This is a genomic window from Rahnella sp. 2050 (assembly GCF_040544515.1).
GTDB lineage: Bacteria > Pseudomonadota > Gammaproteobacteria > Enterobacterales > Enterobacteriaceae > Rahnella > Rahnella aceris.
On the sequence record NZ_JBEPKE010000001.1, the window covers coordinates 1,400,000 to 1,419,514 of the forward strand.

At 52.9% G+C, this 19,515-nt stretch carries 17 protein-coding genes; 13 read left to right on the plus strand and 4 right to left on the minus strand.

Translation table 11 applies throughout. The annotated features are described in order from the left end of the window. Nucleotides 1-100: 100 nt before the first annotated feature. Nucleotides 101-544 (minus strand): DUF2919 domain-containing protein, encoded by a 444-nt coding sequence (locus tag ABIC79_RS06205; protein ID WP_013574421.1) that lies wholly within the window; start codon nucleotides 542-544, stop codon nucleotides 101-103. A gap of 217 nt (nucleotides 545-761) precedes the next feature. Between ABIC79_RS06205 and ABIC79_RS06210 the strand changes: the two genes are divergently transcribed. Beyond that, nucleotides 762-1,160, plus strand: a complete 399-nt coding sequence (locus ABIC79_RS06210) for a YgiW/YdeI family stress tolerance OB fold protein (protein ID WP_041673194.1) — start codon at nucleotides 762-764, stop codon at nucleotides 1,158-1,160. Between the two features lie 63 nt (nucleotides 1,161-1,223). Here the strand turns inward: ABIC79_RS06210 and ABIC79_RS06215 are convergent, their stop codons facing one another. Next, entirely contained in the window at nucleotides 1,224-1,649 is a 426-nt protein-coding gene (locus tag ABIC79_RS06215; protein ID WP_013574419.1) for a GNAT family acetyltransferase, read from the minus strand. Between the two features lie 276 nt (nucleotides 1,650-1,925). Here ABIC79_RS06215 and amiA point away from each other — a divergent pair, with 276 nt between their 5' ends. The 4 genes from amiA to uriH all read left to right on the plus strand — a co-directional run bounded on the left by amiA (nucleotide 1,926) and on the right by uriH (nucleotide 5,344). Next, entirely contained in the window at nucleotides 1,926-2,810 is an 885-nt protein-coding gene (gene amiA, locus ABIC79_RS06220; RefSeq protein WP_037036359.1) for an N-acetylmuramoyl-L-alanine amidase AmiA, read from the plus strand. A 99-nt stretch (nucleotides 2,811-2,909) separates the two neighbouring features. Then, nucleotides 2,910-3,893 carry an oxygen-dependent coproporphyrinogen oxidase gene (gene hemF, locus ABIC79_RS06225; RefSeq protein ID WP_015689490.1) on the plus strand — a complete coding sequence of 328 codons (984 nt, stop codon included), beginning with the start codon at nucleotides 2,910-2,912 and terminating at the stop codon, nucleotides 3,891-3,893. Then, entirely contained in the window at nucleotides 3,893-4,342 is a 450-nt protein-coding gene (locus ABIC79_RS06230) for a YaiI/YqxD family protein (RefSeq protein ID WP_013574416.1), read from the plus strand. Before hemF ends, ABIC79_RS06230 begins: the two co-directional genes overlap by 1 nt. Before the next feature lie 54 nt (nucleotides 4,343-4,396). Then, nucleotides 4,397-5,344: a uridine-preferring nucleoside hydrolase UriH gene (uriH, locus tag ABIC79_RS06235; RefSeq protein WP_013574415.1), complete on the plus strand. Its 948-nt coding sequence runs from the start codon at nucleotides 4,397-4,399 to the stop codon at nucleotides 5,342-5,344. A gap of 59 nt (nucleotides 5,345-5,403) precedes the next feature. Here uriH and maeB read toward each other — a convergent pair whose 3' ends face one another. Continuing rightward, nucleotides 5,404-7,683: an NADP-dependent oxaloacetate-decarboxylating malate dehydrogenase gene (gene maeB / locus ABIC79_RS06240; protein ID WP_013574414.1), complete on the minus strand. Its 2,280-nt coding sequence runs from the start codon at nucleotides 7,681-7,683 to the stop codon at nucleotides 5,404-5,406. Between the two features lie 369 nt (nucleotides 7,684-8,052). Between maeB and tal the strand changes: the two genes are divergently transcribed. The 3 genes from tal to yegD all read left to right on the plus strand — a co-directional run bounded on the left by tal (nucleotide 8,053) and on the right by yegD (nucleotide 12,548). Then, complete coding sequence (gene tal, locus ABIC79_RS06245) at nucleotides 8,053-9,003, plus strand: transaldolase (RefSeq protein WP_126124678.1); 951 nt, start codon at nucleotides 8,053-8,055, stop codon at nucleotides 9,001-9,003. A gap of 56 nt (nucleotides 9,004-9,059) precedes the next feature. Continuing rightward, nucleotides 9,060-11,054, plus strand: a complete 1,995-nt coding sequence (tkt, locus tag ABIC79_RS06250; RefSeq protein ID WP_112151268.1) for a transketolase — start codon at nucleotides 9,060-9,062, stop codon at nucleotides 11,052-11,054. 141 nt (nucleotides 11,055-11,195) lie between these two features. Beyond that, on the plus strand, nucleotides 11,196-12,548 hold the full coding sequence (yegD, locus tag ABIC79_RS06255) for a molecular chaperone (protein WP_013574411.1): 1,353 nt from the start codon (nucleotides 11,196-11,198) through the stop codon (nucleotides 12,546-12,548). Between the two features lie 68 nt (nucleotides 12,549-12,616). Here yegD and ABIC79_RS06260 read toward each other — a convergent pair whose 3' ends face one another. Then, entirely contained in the window at nucleotides 12,617-13,570 is a 954-nt protein-coding gene (locus ABIC79_RS06260; protein ID WP_126125293.1) for an aldo/keto reductase, read from the minus strand. A 259-nt stretch (nucleotides 13,571-13,829) separates the two neighbouring features. Between ABIC79_RS06260 and mdtD the strand changes: the two genes are divergently transcribed. The 5 genes from mdtD to trhP all read left to right on the plus strand — a co-directional run bounded on the left by mdtD (nucleotide 13,830) and on the right by trhP (nucleotide 19,481). Continuing rightward, nucleotides 13,830-15,305: a multidrug transporter subunit MdtD gene (gene mdtD / locus ABIC79_RS06265; protein WP_037036364.1), complete on the plus strand. Its 1,476-nt coding sequence runs from the start codon at nucleotides 13,830-13,832 to the stop codon at nucleotides 15,303-15,305. Next, the gene (gene baeS / locus ABIC79_RS06270) at nucleotides 15,302-16,687 is read left to right on the plus strand and encodes an envelope stress sensor histidine kinase BaeS (protein ID WP_112151270.1); all 1,386 of its coding nucleotides are present in this window, start codon (nucleotides 15,302-15,304) and stop codon (nucleotides 16,685-16,687) included. The genes mdtD and baeS overlap by 4 nt, the downstream gene beginning before the upstream one ends. Beyond that, nucleotides 16,688-17,407 (plus strand): envelope stress response regulator BaeR, encoded by a 720-nt coding sequence (baeR, locus tag ABIC79_RS06275; protein ID WP_037036367.1) that lies wholly within the window; start codon nucleotides 16,688-16,690, stop codon nucleotides 17,405-17,407. Nucleotides 17,408-17,561: 154 nt separating this feature from the next. After that, entirely contained in the window at nucleotides 17,562-17,909 is a 348-nt protein-coding gene (locus tag ABIC79_RS06280; protein ID WP_013574406.1) for a YegP family protein, read from the plus strand. A gap of 186 nt (nucleotides 17,910-18,095) precedes the next feature. Further along, nucleotides 18,096-19,481 (plus strand): prephenate-dependent tRNA uridine(34) hydroxylase TrhP, encoded by a 1,386-nt coding sequence (gene trhP, locus ABIC79_RS06285; protein WP_013574405.1) that lies wholly within the window; start codon nucleotides 18,096-18,098, stop codon nucleotides 19,479-19,481. The last annotated feature ends 34 nt before the right edge of the window (nucleotides 19,482-19,515 follow it).

Here is a 19,515-nt window from a genome sequence, read left to right on the forward strand (position 1 = left end):
ATAAACCGGCAGTGAAATTATTATTTATTTACGCATTATTGTTCAGCGCCAGTTCGAGTACTTTTCTGGTAAAAAAGTTCAGCCTCGAATGGAATATGCATCAGGCCAGACGCCGCGCGGCATCAAAACAAGCGCGCAGACGGCGGCTCAGTAACCAGTAAGCCAGCGCGGCGGCATCCAGCAAGGCCAGCACGATATCCACGCCGGAAATCGTATCTGTGCTTTGCCACAGCCCCAGCCCCTGCAATGCGAAAGTGATAAACATCCCTGCCAGGAGTAACCAGTAACCGGCCTGCCAGATACGCGGCCACAGATGGCGACGGCCGCTAAGCAGAAAAACCAGCGCGGGCGGCAACCCGAGCAGCATGCCAGACCAGAAACTTTGCTGATCAGGATAAAACAACGCCAGCAGATCACTCCCCTGCTGGCGCGATGCGCCGGCCATCACAAACAATAACCAGGTCCTCGCCTGCAAAATCAAAATAGTCCAGAACCACAGCGGCAATCGCAACATACCGTGGTCGTTATAATCATCCGGGTTCATAAAAAGGACAACATTCCTGCAAATAAGGTGAAAGTTAACCATCACTCAAGGACATACCCAAAATAATTCATAATCTGCAATGTAAAGTATGCCGGGTATGCGCTTAAGAAACTGTTAAGAACTGTCTGTTTTAATGGTCTCCAGCACGGCAAGACATGCGAAACGATGTCATAGTTGCCGGTACCCGGAAACGTTAAATTAAGGACGACCTATTATGATGAAGAAGATCACTCTGGCAACCCTGATTGCACTTTGTTCAGCGACTGCATTTGCCCAACAGACCGGTGGCTTTAACGGCCCGTCAGCGCAGGAGTCGCAGACCCAGCCAGCAGCACAGGGCGGTTTCACTGGCACCACGGCGCTGAGTACAGTAAAAGATGCGCAAACCATGAAAGATGATCAGTGGGTTATGCTGGAAGGGTTTATCGATCAGCGTATCGACCACGATAAATACATTTTCCGCGACAATACCGGCACACTCAATGTCGAAATTGACGGCAAACGCTGGCAGGGACAGAACGTGTCGCCGAAGGACAAAATCCGCATTGAAGGTAAAGTCGATAAAGACTGGAACTCTGTGGAAGTGGATGTCAAAAGCGTAAAATTGATTAAGTAAATCAGAAAACTAAAAGCCCCGGCAAAGTCATACTTGCCGGGGCTTTTTATTGAGGAAACAGCTTCAGTACTCTTGATCTTCGATCAAACGTTTGCCAAGCAAAAGAGTATCCGAAATTTCATAACCCAGTTTTTCATACATACTGACCACTGCATCGTTTTCAGCACGCACCATTAAATTCATCTTCGGGCAGCCGCGGGCGATTAACTTCTTCTCCAGACGGTTAACCAGCGCATTGGCAATGCCACGCCCGCGATAATCCGGATGCACACCCAGATAATTCGCCGAACCACGATGACCGTCATACCCCCCCATCAGCGTGCCTACCACTTCACCACCGACTTCCGCCACCAGGAAAAACTCCGGGCTGTGGTTAATTTTACGTTCAATATCCAGCTCAGGATCATTCCACGGGCGCAATAAATCGCAGCGCTCCCATAAGGTCAGTACTTCTTCAAAATCTTCTTGACGGTATACGCGAATTTCCATCACTGTTCGCCGCTGTTGATAGGGGTTTATATGATTATCGCGTGATCTGTTTGATACGCAACATCAAAATCACAAATTGAGGACTTTACAAACCATTTTGAACGATAAAATCTTCACATAAAACAACGTGACACCTTTCCTGCAACGGATATTTATTCGGTCATGACATCATTCACGACACAATATTCATAAAAAGTAATAGTTCTCAGATCGAAACTATAAAAAAGATACTCTATAACATAGAGCATTCTGCACTTTTCTGACGGTAACGGACTGATGTTAAACCCTCTGAACAAATTTCTGCATTTCCAGCCTTTGCCTGCCACCGCCACACGTCGCCAGCTATTGTTGTCCGGGCTGGGATTAGCGATTGCCGCATTCGGTTCGCGCTCTGCCAGCGCTGCGCAGCAGGAACACATCACCAAATCAGCCCCGGCCCCTAAACCGCCAGGCGCAAAAAAACTGGTGATGATTGACCCCGGCCATGGCGGCATCGATTCCGGTGCGGTCGGTCATGAAGGCTCGGAAGAAAAACACGTCGTGCTGGAAATCGCCAACTATGTGCGGGAATTCCTCGGCGAACAAAGTCATATTGAAGTTAAACTGACCCGTGACTCTGATCACTTTATTCCGCTTTATCAGCGCGTTGAACTGGCGCATCAGCATCAGGCCGATTTGTTTGTCTCGATTCATGCCGATGGTTACACCAGCCCCACCGCTTCCGGCGCGTCTGTTTTCGCCCTCTCTAATCGCGGTGCCAGCAGCACAATGGCGCGGTATATGTCAAAAAAAGAAAACGATGCCGATCTGGTCGCGGGCGCGAAATATGCCAAAGAAGACAACAATTATCTGCAACAGGTTTTGTTCGATCTGGTGCAAACCGACACCATCAAAAACAGTCTGACATTAGGGCATCACGTGCTCGACAGGATCCGCCCGATCCACCATCTGCACAGCCAGCAGACCGAACAGGCGGCGTTTGCTGTTCTGAAATCTCCGTCGATCCCGTCGATTCTGGTGGAAACTTCGTTTATCACCAATCACCAGGAAGAACAGTTGCTCAGCACCACAGCGTTCCGTCGCGAGATCGCACAGGCGATTTCTCAGGGTATTGTGAATTTCTTCAGTTACTTCGATGCCAATGAACGCAAGCCACGGTAAAGTTCTTCCGCCACCAAAAGCAGACGCATCTGGGCGACCCGGATGATTTTGGGTATATAATCACTTCCTCTTTCTGATTCAGCGCCTGCAAAGCGCTGAATGTCTTTTCAGTCAACGTCTGCGAGTTTGCCCGTGAGCCAATCCATTCCCGACATCCAGCAAGTTAAAACTTTCCTGCTTAAGCTCCAGGATCATATTTGCCAGCAACTGGCCGCCGCTGATGGCAACGGCCAGTTCTCTGAAGATCAATGGGTACGGGAAGAAGGTGGCGGCGGCCAGAGCCGGGTGCTGACCCATGGCGCAGTGTTTGAACAGGCGGGGGTAAACTTCTCGCATGTTGCCGGTGCCACCCTGCCTGCCTCAGCAACCGCGCATCGCCCCGAACTGGCTGGTCGCAGTTTTCAGGCGATGGGCGTTTCACTGGTTATTCATCCGCTGAATCCTTATGTGCCAACCAGCCACGCCAACGTACGCTTTTTCATTGCGGAAAAGCCCGGCGAAGCACCGGTCTGGTGGTTTGGCGGTGGCTTTGACCTCACGCCTTATTACGGTTTTGAAGAAGATGCCCGCCACTGGCACCTGACAGCACAACAACTTTGCCAGCCGTTTGGCGATGATGTGTACCCGAAATACAAAAAGTGGTGCGACGATTACTTCTTTATCAAACACCGCAACGAAGCACGCGGTATCGGCGGCTTATTCTTTGATGACCTGAATTCGCCGGATTTCGACACCAGCTTCAGCTTTATGCAGGCCGTGGGCAACGGCTTTACCGACGCTTATCTGCCCATAGTGGAAAAACGTAAAGCCCTGCCGTGGGGCGAACGCGAGCGCCAGTTCCAGCTTTACCGCCGTGGCCGCTACGTCGAATTCAATCTGGTGTGGGATCGCGGAACACTGTTTGGTCTGCAAACCGGTGGCCGTACAGAATCCATTTTAATGTCGATGCCGCCGCTGGTGCGCTGGGAATACGGCTATCAACCTGAAGAAGGCAGCCCGGAGGCCGCGCTTTACAGCGATTTCCTGCCAGTTCGCGACTGGCTGGCTGAAAAGGGCTTATCTGAAAACGGAGCGCCAAACTGATGCAAATCTGGGTTGATGCAGACGCCTGTCCGAACGTCATTAAAGAAGTGCTGTTCCGCGCCGCGGAACGCACCGGCATGATGGTGACACTGGTTGCCAACCAGATCATCCGCACACCGCCGTCAAAATTCCTGCGCACCTTACGCGTAGAAGCGGGTTTCGACGTTGCGGATAACGAAATTGTGAAACGCACCGAACCCGGCGATCTGGTGATCACCGCCGATATTCCGCTGGCAGCGGAAGTGATTGAAAAAGGTGGTGTTGCGCTCAACCCACGCGGCGAGCGTTACACGACTGAAACCATTAAAGAACGTCTGAATATGCGTGATTTCATGGACACCATGCGCGCCAGCGGCGTACAGACCGGCGGACCACCCGCGCTTAATCAGCGCGACCGCCAGCAATTTGCCAATGAACTGGATAAGTGGCTGCAACACGCTAAAAAATAATCCGATCTGGCTGACGAAACCGACGTACCACTACATTAATTAAAGGAATAAAAAATGGTCAAAAAGATCATCCTTGATTGCGATCCGGGGCACGACGACGCTATCGCGATGTTACTGGCTCACGGTAACCCGGAAATTGAGTTGCTGGCCGTTACTACGGTCGTCGGCAATCAAACGCTGGAGAAAGTCACCCGCAATGCCCTTGCCGTGGCGCGTGTTATTAATCTGACCGGCGTGCCGTTTGCGGCGGGCGCAACCCGTCCGCTGGTGCGTCAGATTGAAGTGGCTGACGAAATCCACGGCGAATCAGGTCTTGACGGGCCGGTGCTGCCGGAAGCCGTCATTACGCTGGAGCCGGTTCACGCTATCGATTTGATCATTGATTTGATCATGTCTCATCCACCGAAAACTATCACGCTGGTACCCACTGGCGGGCTGACCAACATAGCCATGGCGGTGCGCAAAGAACCGCGCATTGCTGAACGCGTGAAGGAAGTCGTGCTGATGGGCGGCGGTTATCACGTGGGTAACTGGAGTGCGGTCGCAGAATTCAATATCAAGATTGACCCTGAAGCCGCGCATATCGTGTTCAACGAAAAATGGCCGCTGACCATGGTCGGACTGGATTTAACCCATCAGGCGCTGGCGACACCAGAAGTCGCCGCGCGCATTGCCGCTGTGGGTACTCAGCCCGCTAAATTTGTCGGTGAGTTGCTGGAGTTCTTTGGTCTGAGCTACAAAGACCGTCAGGGCTTTGATTCTCCACCGGTTCATGATCCTTGTGCTGTGGCTTACGTGATTGATCCGAACGTAATGACCGTGCAAAAAGTGCCGGTGGATATCGAACTGACCGGCACTTTAACGCTGGGCATGACAGTAGCCGATTTCCGCGTCCCAGCTCCGCCGGATTGCCATACACAAGTGGCAGTTAAACTTGATCATCAGCGTTTCTGGGATCTGATCGTCGATGCGCTGGAGCGTATCGGCGAAGTAAAATACTGAGCCAGCGATTGAGAAAAACGGGCCTCGCTATGAGGCCCGTTTTCTTCACTATAAGGTGTTTATAAAGGCTCGGTTTGTGCTTCAACGACAGCCAGCGCCACCATATTGACTATTCGCCTGACCGATGCAATTGGCGTCAGGATATGTACCGGTTTCGACACCCCCATCAGCACCGGTCCGACGGTCACTCCTTCCGAACACGACACCCGCAGCAGGTTGTAACTGATACGCGCTGATTCCATGTTCGGCATGATCAGGATATTTGCTGAACCTTTCAGCGGGCTGTCCGGCATGATGTCCTGGCGGATGCTTTCGACCAGCGCCGCGTCGCCGTGCATCTCACCGTCAATTTCCAGATCAGGAGCACGCTCATTAATCAGCTCCAGCGTACGCCGCATTTTCAGCGCAGCCGGGCTGTCTGATGTACCAAAACTGGAATGCGACAACAGCGCAACTTTCGGCTCAATGCCAAACCGCCTCACCGTTTCTGCCGCCATCAGCGTGATTTCCGTCAGTTGTTCCGGCGTCGGGTCATCATTGACGTAGGTATCCGCAATAAAAGTGTTGCCGCTCGGCAGCAACAGCGCATTCATCGCCCCGGCAACATGTGTACCTTTGCGAAACCCGAATACATTCTCCACGATATCGTAATGCTCATGATAGGTGCCAACCGTGCCGCAAATCATCGCATCGGCTTCTCCGCGCAGCAGCATGATGGCAGAAATCAGTGTCGGATTGCCGATCACTGCCCGACGCGCCTGCTCCTGCGATACACCGCGCCGTTTCATCAGCTCATAATATTCACGCCAGTATTCATTAAAACGCGGATCAGATTCGTTGTTCACCACTTCAAAGTCCCGTCCCGCTTCCAGTTGCAGGCCGAGCTTTTTGATGCGCATAGCGATGACACTGGGACGCCCGACCAGAATTGGCTTCGCCAGCCCGAGGGAAATCAGCTCCTGCGTGGCATGCAGTACGCGCTCCTCTTCTCCTTCTGCCATCACCACCCGTTTAGCGTCTTTCTTCGCCTGCGAGAAAATGGGTTTCATGAACAGATTGGTTTTGTAGACGAACTCGGCGAGTTTTTCGGTATACGCTTCCAGATCCTCAATCGGGCGCATGGCCACACCGGAATCCATTGCAGCTTTCGCCACCGCAGGCGCAATTTTCACGATCAAACGCGGGTCAAAAGGCTTAGGAATAATATATTCGGGGCCGAAAGACAGCTCTTCTTCACCGTAAGCGGAAGCCACCACATCACTTTGTTCGGCCATCGCCAGATCCGCGATAGCATGAACGCAGGCCAGTTTCATTTCTTCATTAATGGTGGTCGCCCCGACATCCAGCGCGCCGCGGAAAATGAACGGGAAACACAGCACATTGTTCACCTGATTCGGGTAATCCGAGCGTCCGGTGCAGATAATGGCATCCGGCCGGACGGCTTTTGCCAGCGGCGGTAAAATCTCCGGCTCCGGATTGGCCAGCGCCAGAATCAGCGGATCTTTGGCCATGGTTTTCACCATCTCCTGCGTCAGCACGCCGGGGCCGGAACAGCCCAGGAAAATGTCCGCATCCGGGATTGCATCGGCCAGCGTACGCTGGCCGTTATCTGCAATGGCATACGCCGCTTTGGTTTCGGCCATATTTTCTTCACGCCCCTGATAAATCACACCACGGGAATCGCAGGCCGTGATGTTGTGGCGTTTCAGCCCCAGCGCCACCAGCAAATTCAGGCAGGCGATAGCGGAAGCCCCTGCGCCGGAAACGACCAGCCGCACATCGGAAATGCTTTTCCCAACCACGCGCAGACCATTTAATACTGCGGCAGTACAGATAATGGCGGTGCCGTGCTGATCGTCATGAAACACCGGGATTTTCATGCGTTCCCGAAGCTTTTTTTCAATGTAGAAACATTCCGGCGCTTTGATATCTTCAAGATTGATGCCACCGAATGTCGGCTCTAGTGCGGCAATCACATCGATCAGTTTATCGGGATCGTTCTCATCCACTTCGATATCAAAAACATCGATACCGGCGAATTTTTTGAACAATACGCCCTTGCCTTCCATCACCGGTTTCCCCGCCAGTGCACCGATATTCCCCAGTCCGAGAACGGCAGTACCATTGGAAATCACCGCCACCAGATTGCCGCGTGCGGTGTATTTGTATGCCGCCAGCGGATCTTTAGCGATCTCCAGACACGGGGCAGCAACGCCCGGAGAATAGGCCAGCGCCAGATCACGTTGTGTCGCAAGAGGCTTGGTGGGCGAAACCTGAATTTTTCCGGGCACCGGAAACTCATGGAAATCGAGCGCACTTTGCTTGAGTTGTTCGTCCATTGCAGGATCCTTTTCTTGTTTTTGTAGGGTACGGGGAAATATCAGCATCTGGTTTTCCCGCTGACCAGTATAGATAACCCTGCCACGACTAAACGCGGATCACGACCAAAAATTAGCGGTTACATTGATTACTTTTCATTCATGGAAGACGTCTCGTAAAAATGCACTAAGCTTAAAGTTTGTCCTTGCGCTTTTCTCGCCAGACGCTCAGTTTGACGGGCAACAGGGGCCGCCATTGTTGAGACCCATTGCAGTAATCAGAAAAAGCGCATTCAGTTTGTTAACCGGATGATGCAGGGTAGGAGCCCTACGAAAGAGAGTCGTTCGACCTTATTGCTGTATCGTTTTTTCTCGCCAAGGAGCTAAGAGATGAACCAGTTAGACGCACTAAAAAAAATCACCACCGTCGTTGCCGACAGCGGTGACATTGAATCTATCCGTCATTTCGAGCCTCAGGATGCGACGACCAATCCTTCGCTGATCCTCAAAGCAGCCGACCTGCCACAATACCAAAACCTGATTAAAGACGCGCTGGACTATGCCCGCAAGCAAGGCGGCAGCAAAGAAGCTCAGGTGATCAATGCCACAGATAAACTGGCCGTCAATATCGGGGCCGAAATTCTGAAAAGTGTACCGGGGCGCGTCTCGACAGAAGTGGATGCCCGCCTGTCATTTAACCGGGATTTGTGTATCGAAAAAGCCCGCAAACTGATTGGTTTATATCAGGATCATGGCATTGATAAATCGCGCATTCTGATCAAACTGGCGTCTACGTGGGAAGGCATTCAGGCCGCCAAAGAACTGGAAAAAGAAGGCATCAACTGTAACCTGACCCTGCTGTTCTCCTTTGCTCAGGCACGCGCCTGCGCCGAAGCCGGTGTCTACCTGATTTCTCCCTTCGTTGGCCGTATCTACGACTGGTACAAAGCCAAAGAGCCCAATGCCACTTACGACGTTGAAAAAGATCCGGGCGTGAAATCTGTCCGGGATATCTACGAATACTACAAATCCCACGGTTACGAGACCGTCATCATGGGTGCCAGTTTCCGCAAAGTGGAACAAATTCTGGCACTGGCAGGCTGTGACCGTCTGACCCTTTCTCCAAACCTGCTGGAAGAGCTAAAAGCCAGTGACGCGCCGGTTGAACGCAAACTGCAACCGTCCTCTCAGGCGGGTAAAAAGCCTGCACCGCTGACTCAGGCTGAATTCCTCTGGGAACATCATCAGGATGCGATGGCGGTAGATAAACTGGCCGAAGGTATCCGCCAGTTCGCCGTCGATCAGAAAAAACTCGAAGATATGCTGTCAGCACAACTTTAGTTTTAACTCAATTTAAGCGCTGAACTTTAGCTTTGAAAAAAACAGATGGAGTGAATATGCCCTCTCGTAAAGAACTTGCGAATGCGATCCGTGCCCTGAGCATGGATGCCGTTCAAAAAGCGAACTCAGGCCATCCCGGCGCACCAATGGGAATGGCGGATATCGCTGAAGTGCTGTGGCGTGATTACATGAATCACAACCCGACCAACCCGAAATGGGCCGATCGCGACCGCTTCCTGATGTCTAACGGACACGGATCAATGCTGCAATACAGCCTGCTGCACCTGACGGGTTACGATCTGCCAATGAAAGAGCTGGAAAACTTCCGCCAGTTGCATTCGAAAACGCCTGGGCACCCGGAATTCGGCTATACACCGGGCGTCGAAACCACCACAGGCCCGCTGGGTCAGGGTATCGCTAACGCCGTAGGTTTCGCGATTGCCGAGCGCACGCTTGCAGCTCAGTTTAACCGTGAAAATCACGACATCGTGAACCACTACACCTACGCCTTTTTAGGCGACGGCTGCATGATGGAAGGCATCTCACACGAAGCCTGTTCGCTCGCCGGCACCATGAAGCTCGGCAAGCTGATTGCGTTTTATGATGACAACGGTATCTCCATCGACGGCCATGTTGAAGGCTGGTTCACCGATGACACCGCCAAACGCTTTGAAGCCTATCACTGGCATGTGATCCGCGGTATTGACGGGCATGATCCTGACGCCGTAAAAGCCGCCATCGAAGAAGCCCGCAAGGTGACCGACAAACCGTCGCTGTTGCTATGCAAAACCGTGATTGCATTCGGCTCACCGAACAAAGCCGGCACCCACGGCGCGCATGGTGCCGCGCTGGGCGATGATGAAGTTGCAGCCACCCGTAAACATATCGGCTGGAACTATCCTCCGTTTGAAATACCGCAGGATATTTACGCCCAATGGGATGCCAAAGAAGCCGGTAAAGCGAAAGAGAAAGCCTGGAACGAGAAATTTGCGGCTTACGCAAAAGCCTATCCGCAACTGGCCGCAGAATTTGAGCGCCGAGTGAGCGGCAAACTTCCCGCTCACTGGCAAAACGAAGCTCAGAAATATATCGAAGAATTGCAGGCGAAACCGGCCAATATTGCCAGCCGTAAAGCCTCGCAAAACGCGCTGGAATCCTTCGGTAAAATCCTGCCTGAATTCCTCGGCGGTTCTGCGGACCTTGCGCCAAGTAACCTGACGATGTGGTCTGGTTCAAAATCCATCGGTGACGATAAAGCGGGTAACTACATTCACTACGGTGTCCGTGAATTTGGCATGACCGCCATCACTAACGGTATCGCCCTGCACGGCGGTTTCCTGCCGTATTCGGCGACCTTCCTGATGTTCGTGGAATATGCCCGTAACGCCGTTCGTCTGGCGGCACTGATGAAAATCCGCAACGTGTTCGTGTATACCCATGACTCTATCGGTCTGGGTGAAGACGGCCCGACGCACCAGCCGGTAGAACAAATGGCCAGCCTGCGTGTGACGCCAAACATGAACACATGGCGTCCGGGCGATCAGGTAGAATCAGCTATCGCCTGGAAATACGCCATCGAACGTACTGACGGTCCTTCTGCACTTATCTTCTCGCGCCAGAACCTGACTCAGCAGCCACGTACTGCTGAGCAACTGGCTAACGTAGCTCGCGGCGGTTATGTACTGAAAGATTCTGACGGCACACCAGACGTTATCCTGATTGCCACCGGCTCTGAAGTCGGCATCACGGTGGAAGCCGCAGAGAAACTGACCGCGTTGGGTACCAGGGTTCGCGTGGTGTCCATGCCGTCCACCGATGTCTTCGATCAACAGGACGCAGCGTACCGTGAGTCTGTTCTGCCGAAAACTGTGACCGCACGCGTCGCTGTTGAAGCCGGTATCGCCGATTACTGGTACAAATATGTAGGCCTTAACGGTGCCATTGTCGGCATGACAACCTTCGGGGAATCCGCACCCGCAGAGCAACTGTTTAAAGAGTTCGGCTTTACCGCTGATAATGTCGTTGCGAAAGCACAGGGGCTATTGAAGTGATAGAAATGAAGTAATTCTCCGCCCTTTGTTCCCTCTCCGCCCCGGGAGAGGGACTTCCTCAGAATTGTACCGCCCATCTGACTTGATGAATCTCGCTCTCTCCGGTAAAGTCCCGTCCCTTCTTTGGCATGGGGAACAATGATGTTTATTGGATTTGACTACGGTACAGCGAATTGCTCCGTTGCGGTGATGCGTGACAATAACGCTCACCTTCTGGCGCTCGAAAATAACGATCCTTACTTACCCTCCATGCTTTGTGCGCCGACACGTGAAGCAGTCAGCGAATGGCTGAACCGTCACGGACAGGTTCCGGCAGGCAGTGATGAAAATCTGGCGCTGCTGCGTCGCAGTATCAGCTTTAACCGCGAGGAAGATATTCCGGTCAATGCCAACAGCGTAAACTTCGGTTTGCAGGCCCTTTCGACCTATATGGAAGATCCTGAAGAAGTGTACTTTGTGCGTTCACCAAAATCTTTCCTTGGCGCAAATGGCCTGAAACCCCAGCAGATCGCTCTGTTCGAAGATCTGGTTTGCGCGATGATGTTCCACATCAAACGCCAGGCTGAATCCGTCTTGCAGGAAAGTATTGAACAGACCGTTATCGGCCGCCCGATTAACTTTCAGGGTATGGGGGGTGAAGAGGCCAATGCCCAGGCGCAGGGGATTTTGCAGCGTGCGGCTGAACGCGCAGGTTTCCGCGATATCGCTTTCCAGTTTGAACCGGTGGCGGCAGGTCTGGATTTCGAAGCCACACTGACCGAAGAGAAAACGGTTTTAGTTGTCGATATCGGCGGCGGTACCACCGACTGCTCGGTGCTGCTGATGGGGCCACAATGGCGTGATAAAGCAGAGCGTCAGAACAGCCTGCTCGGCCATAGTGGTTGCCGCGTCGGCGGTAATGATCTGGATATCATGACCGCATTCAAGCAACTGACACCACAATTTGGTATGGGCAGTGAAACCCAGAAAGGTATCGCTATTCCGGCCCTGCCTTACTGGAATGCCGTCGCGACCAACGACGTTCCGGCGCAACTGGATTTCTATAGTGTGGCGAATGGCCGCATGCTGCGTGATCTGATCCGCGATGCAGCACAGCCTGATTTGATCAAACGCCTGCTTAAAATTCAGCAACAACGTCTGAGCTACCGTCTGGTTCGTGCAGCGGAAGAAAGTAAGATTGCACTGTCTGAACATGAAAGCGTAACGGCGGCAATGGACTTCATTGAATCGGGTCTGGCAGAAACGATCAGCCAGCAACAACTGAGCGAAGCGATTTCTCAGCCACTGGAACGTATTCAGGAGCAGGTCAGTCTGGCACTTGCCAGCAGCGAAATTAAACCGGATGTAATTTACCTGACCGGTGGCAGTGCGCGTTCACCGTTATTGCGTGCTGCGTTGCAGGCTCAGTTACCGGGTATCCCGCTGGTCGGAGGGAATGATTTTGGCTCGGTCACCGCCGGTCTGGCGCGCTGGGCACAAACGTTGTTCCGTTAAGATTTAAAGATGCAGATAAACGCAAACCGCCTGAATCAGGCGGTTTTTTTATATCTCAGATCCCGGGTTTACCAGGCACTGGCGTCATTTAAGATCCTGATATCGGTATCATCGAGTTTCAGGGTTGCAGCCTGCGCCAGTTCATTGAGCTGTTGCAGGGAGGTCGCACTGACGATCGGTGAGGTAATGCCCGGGCGGGCAATCTGCCAGGCCAGTGCAACCTGTCCCGGTTGTGCGCCATGCTTCTCAGCCACCTGATCCAGTCCGGCCAATACTTTCAGGCCGCGCTCATTCAGGCAACGCGCAATCACGTTTTCGCCGCGTTTACTCTTACCGGCATCGGCTTTGGTTCGATATTTCCCGGTCAGAAAGCCGGCGGCCAGGCCATAGAAGTTGATGACGCCCAGACCATTATCTGTCACGACTTTTTCCAGCGCTTCCTCATACACTTTGCGGTCATACAAATTATATTGTGGTTGCAGCGTTTCATAACGTGCCAGCCCGTTTTCCTGGCTGACTTTCAGCGCTTCGGCCAGACGCGGCGCACTGTAGTTAGATGCCCCGACGGCGCGCACTTTCCCTTCTTTGATTAACGCGTCAAATGCCGCCATAGTTTCGGCCAGCGGTGTATCCGCATCGTCATCATGTGACTGATACAAATCGATATAATCTGTTTGCAGACGTTTCAGAGAGGCTTCTACCGCTTCTTTAATATAGCGCGGCGACAAACCAACTTTACCTTCGCCCATCGGCTTACCGACTTTGGTGGCGAGAATGATCTGGTCACGCTTACCGGATTTTTTCAGCCAGTTGCCGATGATGGTTTCGGATTCTCCCCCTTTGTTGCCTTCAACCCAGCTCGAGTACACATCTGCCGTATCGATGAAATTCAGTTTATGATCCAGCAAGGCATCCAGCAGGTTAAACGAGGCAGCCTGATCGACGGTCCAGCCAAATACATTGCCACCAAAGGTTAACAGCGGCACCTGAATACCTGAACGACCCAGTTCTCTTTTGCTCATCATTCTCTCCCTTTATAAGTTCAGATTAGACTTACTTTGCGTGCGAACGGTTCATGGTCAAAGGTCAACCTTAGCATTTTGATATAAAATGTCAGGCTGAAAGCTATTCTTTATTGTCAGAGGAATTGTCAAAAAATGGGAAAGACTCTCCTTATTTCCTCCATTTTCTGCTGAAACATTCTGGCTACACTGTGAGCCGGTCTGCAGGTGAATTCCCTCCTGAAATGCCAAAAAAATGATTGTGCTGATGCGATGACTCATGAAATCTGAAAACACTGACACCTTATCGCCTTCCACGCCGCTGCCACCTTCGGTTCGCTGGCAATTGTGGATCGTCGCCTTTGGCTTCTTTATGCAGGCCCTCGACACCACGATCGTCAATACTGCCCTGCCGTCCATGGCCCGCAGTCTGGGCGAAAACCCGCTGCACATGCATTCGGTTATTGTCGCTTATGTGCTGACGGTTGCGGTGATGTTACCGGCGAGCGGCTGGCTGGCGGATAAAGTCGGTGTGAAGTGGGTATTCTTTTCAGCCATTGTGCTGTTCACGCTCGGCTCGCTGCTGTGCGCGCAATCGGAAAGCCTGCGTGAACTGGTGATGTCGCGCATAGTTCAGGGGATCGGCGGCGCGATGATGGTGCCGGTCGGACGGCTGACGGTGCTGAAAATTGTCCCGCGCAGCGAATACATGGCAGCGATGACGATGGTGACACTGCCCGGTCAGGTCGGTCCGTTACTGGGTCCGGCGCTGGGTGGTTTTCTGGTGCAATATGCCAGCTGGCACTGGATTTTTCTGATCAATCTGCCGGTCGGTCTGGCCGGTTGCATCGCCACATTAATGATCATGCCAAATTATAAAATGCAGACCCGGCGCTTTGATATCAGCGGGTTTGTCATGCTGGCCGTGTGTATGGCGACGCTGACGCTGGCACTGGAAGGCAGCCGCAGCATGGGGCTGACGGCGCTGGAAATCGTATTGCTGGTGGTGGCCGGTGGCGGCGCGCTGGGCATTTACTGGATGCATGCGCGCGGCAATCTCTCGGCACTGTTTTCCCTGCGCCTGTTCCATACACCGACTTTTAAGATCGGTCTGATTGGCAGCCTGCTGGGACGTATCGGCAGCGGCATGTTGCCATTTATGACGCCGGTCTTTCTGCAACTCGGGATGGGCTTTACGCCCTTCCACGCCGGGCTGATGATGATCCCGATGGTGCTGGGCAGCATGGGGATGAAACGCGTGGTGGTCCGGCTGGTAAATCAGCTGGGTTACCGTTCTGCACTGGTCAGCGCCACCTTGCTGCTGGCACTGATTACGCTTATCTTCCCGCTGGTGGCGATTTATGGCGCCATGTGGATGATCCCGATTGTGCTCTTCTTCCAGGGAATGGTGAACTCCCTGCGCTTCTCGTCGATGAATACTCTTACGCTCAAAGATTTGCCGCCGCGCCTTGCCAGCAGCGGCAACAGCTTACTGTCGATGATCATGCAATTGTCGATGAGCCTCGGTGTCAGCGTCGCCGGGTTGCTGATTGGCCTGTTTGCACATCAGCAAGCGATTACGCCAGACAGCAGCACCATGCACACCGCTTTCCTGTATTGCTACATGTCAATGGCACTGGTGATTGCCCTGCCCGCCTGGGTATTTTCCAAAGTGCCGCCTGACACGCAGAAAAATGCCATCATTAGCCGTCGTCGTGCTGAGGCCGGCTCCCCCGATCCGATGAGAAAATCATGAAACCTGGTATCACTGCCAAGCTGTTTATGGCCATCTTTTGTACCTGCGCGCTGGTGTTGATCACCATGAACTGGGGCGTACGGATGAGCTTCGAACGGGGCTTTATTGACTACATCCGCCAAAGCAATGAACAGCGTGTCGAGCTGCTGGCGGACACATTGCAGGAGCAGTACAAGCAGCATGGCAACTGGGAATTTTTGGAAACAAATGACCGGTTAATCTATCAGCTGATGCGCTCATTTGAACAAAACAGCAGCCCGAGAATGCCACCGCAGGGCTGGCGGACAAAATTCTGGATCCTCGACAGTCACGACCGCCGGATCGGTGGTTACGATCAGCCTGTTCCCCCCGATCTGCAGGGACCGCGCCGCGTGATGACCGTTGATGGCGTCGTCATCGGTTCGGTAATTTCCACACCTGCTGAGCGCCTGACCCGCGATGCCGATATCAACTTTGAGCGCCAGCAAAGCCGGACCAGTTGGATGATTGTCGCATTTACTGCACTGCTGGCCGCCGCCGTAACCTGGGTTTTATCCCGCGGAATGCTCGCGCCGGTAAAACGGCTGGTGAATGGCACCCACCAGCTTGCCGCAGGGAATTTCAGCACCCGCGTGGAGGTCGACAGTGAAGACGAACTGGGGAAACTGGCGCAGGACTTTAACCAGCTGGCAATGACGCTGGAGAAAAACGAGCAAATGCGCCGGGCATTCATGGCGGATATTTCTCACGAATTACGCACCCCGCTGGCGGTATTGCGCGGTGAGCTGGAAGCCATGCAGGACGGTGTGCGAAAAATGACAGTCGGTTCACTGGAATCACTGCAATCTGAAGTATCGATTCTGACCAAACTGGTCGATGACCTGCACCAGCTTTCGCTGTCTGATGCCGGTGCGCTGGCGTACCGTAAAGTCGACACTGATGTGGTACATCTGGTGCAACTGGCAGAGGCCGGTTCGCGCGATCGTTTCCACAACAAACATTTAACGCTCACCAGCCATCTGCCGGAAAGCGCCGAAGTATTTGGTGACCCGCAGCGGTTGTCGCAACTTATCAACAATCTGCTGGAAAACAGCCTGCGCTATACTGACCCAAATGGCGGCCTGGAAATTCTGGGAGAAATTCGCGAAAAAACGCTGCATCTGATGTTCCAGGACAGCGCGCCGGGCATCAGTGATGAACAACTGATCCGTATTTTTGAACGATTTTACCGTACCGAAGGCTCGCGTAACCGCGCCAGCGGCGGCTCGGGGTTAGGTCTGGCGATTTGCCAGAATATCGTCGAAGCCCACGGCGGGCAAATCAGCGCCAGCCACTCTCCGGCAGGTGGCGTGCGCATTACCATCGTCCTGCCCCTTTCTGTTCCACATGGCCTGAGAAACTGAATGAACGACTCTGTACTGTCCGGCCCTGCGCCGTTGAAAATTCTGATCGTGGAAGATGAACCTAAACTCGCCCAGTTGCTGATCGACTACCTGGAAGCCGCCGGCTATGCCACCCAATGGTTACCGGACGGGCACGACGTGATTACGCTGGTTAAAAATCAGCCACCGGCGCTGATCCTTCTGGATCTGATGCTGCCGGGCAGCAGTGGCCTGTCGATTTGCCGCGATATCCGCCAGTTCTCTGATGTCCCGATCATGATGGTGACCGCCAAAACCGAAGAGATCGACCGCCTGCTTGGCCTGGAAATCGGTGCCGATGATTACATTTGCAAGCCGTACAGCCCGCGGGAAGTGGTCGCGCGCGTGAAAGTGATCCTGCGCCGTTGTGTACGTCCGGATGAGCACGTGGCAAAAGAAACCGGTCTGCATATTGATGAAGCCCGCTTTCAGGCGACATTCCAGGGGCACGAACTGGAGCTGACGCCAGCGGAATTCCGCCTGCTGAAAACCCTGTCCGTCAAACCGGGTTACGTTTTTACCCGCGAAGTGCTGCTCAATAATCTCTACGACGATTACCGCGTTGTGACCGATCGCACCATCGACAGCCACATCAAAAATCTGCGTCGCAAACTCGAATCACTGGACGGCGAAAAGGCGTTTATCCGCGCGGTATACGGCGTCGGTTACCGCTGGGAAGCGGAGCCCTGCCATTTGGTTTAACGCGCTTCTGGCCGGCAATTGAGTTTTGTAAAGTTGCTGAAAGTCTGTCGGCCAGTTCACATTTCATGCCTTAAATTTCTCCTGTCTCCGCGAAAAAGTTTCCTTTAACTACACTTATCTCTGGAAAATAACCCCTCTGATGGAGATTACCTTTATGGCTAATGGTCACTATGATCTGAAAAAAGCGAAGAATGGACAGTTTCACTTTAACCTGAAGGCCGGGAACGGAGAGATTATCCTCACCAGTGAAATGTATGCCAGCAAAGCCTCGGCCGAAAACGGCATTTCATCGGTTCAAACCAACGCACCTGACGAAGCGCAGTACGAAGTCAAACCCTCGAAAGACGGCCAGTTCTACTTTGTGCTGAAAGCAAAAAATCATCAGGTGATCGGCGTGAGCGAAATGTACTCAACGGAAAGTGCATCGAAGAAAGGCGTTCAGTCGGTCGTGAAAAACGGTACCAGTACCGATATCCGTGATCTTACCCAGCAAACCGCCTGACCTGATTGTCCTGAGGCTGCCACATTCCCTGTTGTAGCCTCAGGATGCAAAAATTGATCTGCCCCCGTAAAACCTCAAATACCCACACGAACTGGCTGCTTTTGATCAACTCAGACGTTACAATTCCGACCTTTCGTCGCCCCGCATCCGGGACGGCCCTGACTTGTGATCAGACTGAGATTGACTATGTTTACCCGCGATTCTTTTGTTCCGGAACTGCTGTCCCCTGCCGGCTCCCTGAAAAACATGCGTTACGCTTTTGCTTACGGTGCCGATGCAGTTTATGCCGGTCAGCCGCGCTACAGCCTGCGCGTACGTAATAACGAATTTAACCACCAGAATCTGGAGACCGGCATCAACGAAGCCCATGCTCTGGGTAAAAAATTCTATGTGGTAGTGAATATCGCCCCCCATAACGCCAAGCTGAAAACCTTTATCCGTGATTTACAGCCGGTCATCGATATGGGGCCGGATGCCCTGATTATGTCCGATCCTGGCCTTATCATGATGGTGCGGGAAGCGTTTCCGCAGATGGATATTCACCTGTCGGTGCAGGCCAACGCCGTTAACTGGGCGACAGTAAAATTCTGGAAACAAATGGGGCTGACGCGGGTGATTTTATCCCGCGAATTGTCGCTGGAAGAGATCGCTGAAATCCGCGCTCAGGTGCCGGACATGGAAATCGAAATCTTCGTGCACGGCGCACTGTGCATGGCGTATTCAGGCCGCTGCCTGCTTTCCGGTTACATCAATAAACGCGATCCCAATCAGGGAACCTGCACCAACGCCTGTCGTTGGGAATATAAGGTTCAGGAAGGCAAAGAAGACGCCATCGGCAATATCGTGCATCAGTACGAGCCAATCCCCGTTCAACAGGTTGAAGCCGCCGAACCGACATTAGGCATCGGCCAGCCGACGGATAGAGTCTTTATGCTGGAAGAAGCGATGCGTCCGGGCGAATATATGAGTGCGTTTGAAGACGAACACGGCACTTATATTATGAATTCCAAGGATCTGCGGGCGATACAGCACGTGGAAACCCTGACCAAAATGGGTGTGCACTCGCTTAAAATCGAAGGCCGTACCAAATCCTTCTACTATTGCGCCCGCACCGCACAGGTTTATCGCCGCGCCATTGACGATGCAGTCGCCGGAAAACCTTTTGACCCGACTCTGCTTTCAACGCTGGAAGGCCTGGCGCATCGCGGTTACACCGAAGGTTTCCTGCGCCGTCATACGCATGACGCACAACAGAACTACGAATACGGTTTCTCCGTCAGCGACCGCCAGCAGTTTGTCGGTGAATTCACCGGTAACCGTAAGGATGGTTGGGCAGAAATCGACGTGAAAAATAAGTTCAGCGTCGGCGACAGTGTGGAAATGATGACGCCGCAGGGTAACGTTCAGTTCACACTGGAAGCGCTGCGCAACAAAAAAGGTCAGCCGACCGACGTGGCGCCGGGTAATGGCCACTTCGTATATGTCGCGTTGCCGGAAGATGTCAGCCTGGAATTCGCTATTTTGTTGCGTAATCTGGAAGAAACCGACACCCGGAATCCGCATTCAAAATAAGGAATTCTTCGAAAACAAGAATTCGATCACATCT

What these genes read in the sequence shown, in the direction of transcription:
- ABIC79_RS06205 (WP_013574421.1), bottom strand. Translation starts at nt 544, where the DNA reads ATGAACCCGGATGATTATAACGACCACGGTATGTTGCGATTGCCGCTG.
- ABIC79_RS06210 (WP_041673194.1), top strand. Translation starts at nt 762, where the DNA reads ATGAAGAAGATCACTCTGGCAACCCTGATTGCACTTTGTTCAGCGACT.
- ABIC79_RS06215 (WP_013574419.1), bottom strand. Translation starts at nt 1,649, where the DNA reads ATGGAAATTCGCGTATACCGTCAAGAAGATTTTGAAGAAGTACTGACC.
- amiA (WP_037036359.1), top strand. Translation starts at nt 1,926, where the DNA reads ATGTTAAACCCTCTGAACAAATTTCTGCATTTCCAGCCTTTGCCTGCC.
- hemF (WP_015689490.1), top strand. Translation starts at nt 2,910, where the DNA reads ATGTCTTTTCAGTCAACGTCTGCGAGTTTGCCCGTGAGCCAATCCATT.
- ABIC79_RS06230 (WP_013574416.1), top strand. Translation starts at nt 3,893, where the DNA reads ATGCAAATCTGGGTTGATGCAGACGCCTGTCCGAACGTCATTAAAGAA.
- uriH (WP_013574415.1), top strand. Translation starts at nt 4,397, where the DNA reads ATGGTCAAAAAGATCATCCTTGATTGCGATCCGGGGCACGACGACGCT.
- maeB (WP_013574414.1), bottom strand. Translation starts at nt 7,683, where the DNA reads ATGGACGAACAACTCAAGCAAAGTGCGCTCGATTTCCATGAGTTTCCG.
- tal (WP_126124678.1), top strand. Translation starts at nt 8,053, where the DNA reads ATGAACCAGTTAGACGCACTAAAAAAAATCACCACCGTCGTTGCCGAC.
- tkt (WP_112151268.1), top strand. Translation starts at nt 9,060, where the DNA reads ATGCCCTCTCGTAAAGAACTTGCGAATGCGATCCGTGCCCTGAGCATG.
- yegD (WP_013574411.1), top strand. Translation starts at nt 11,196, where the DNA reads ATGTTTATTGGATTTGACTACGGTACAGCGAATTGCTCCGTTGCGGTG.
- ABIC79_RS06260 (WP_126125293.1), bottom strand. Translation starts at nt 13,570, where the DNA reads ATGAGCAAAAGAGAACTGGGTCGTTCAGGTATTCAGGTGCCGCTGTTA.
- mdtD (WP_037036364.1), top strand. Translation starts at nt 13,830, where the DNA reads ATGAAATCTGAAAACACTGACACCTTATCGCCTTCCACGCCGCTGCCA.
- baeS (WP_112151270.1), top strand. Translation starts at nt 15,302, where the DNA reads ATGAAACCTGGTATCACTGCCAAGCTGTTTATGGCCATCTTTTGTACC.
- baeR (WP_037036367.1), top strand. Translation starts at nt 16,688, where the DNA reads ATGAACGACTCTGTACTGTCCGGCCCTGCGCCGTTGAAAATTCTGATC.
- ABIC79_RS06280 (WP_013574406.1), top strand. Translation starts at nt 17,562, where the DNA reads ATGGCTAATGGTCACTATGATCTGAAAAAAGCGAAGAATGGACAGTTT.
- trhP (WP_013574405.1), top strand. Translation starts at nt 18,096, where the DNA reads ATGTTTACCCGCGATTCTTTTGTTCCGGAACTGCTGTCCCCTGCCGGC.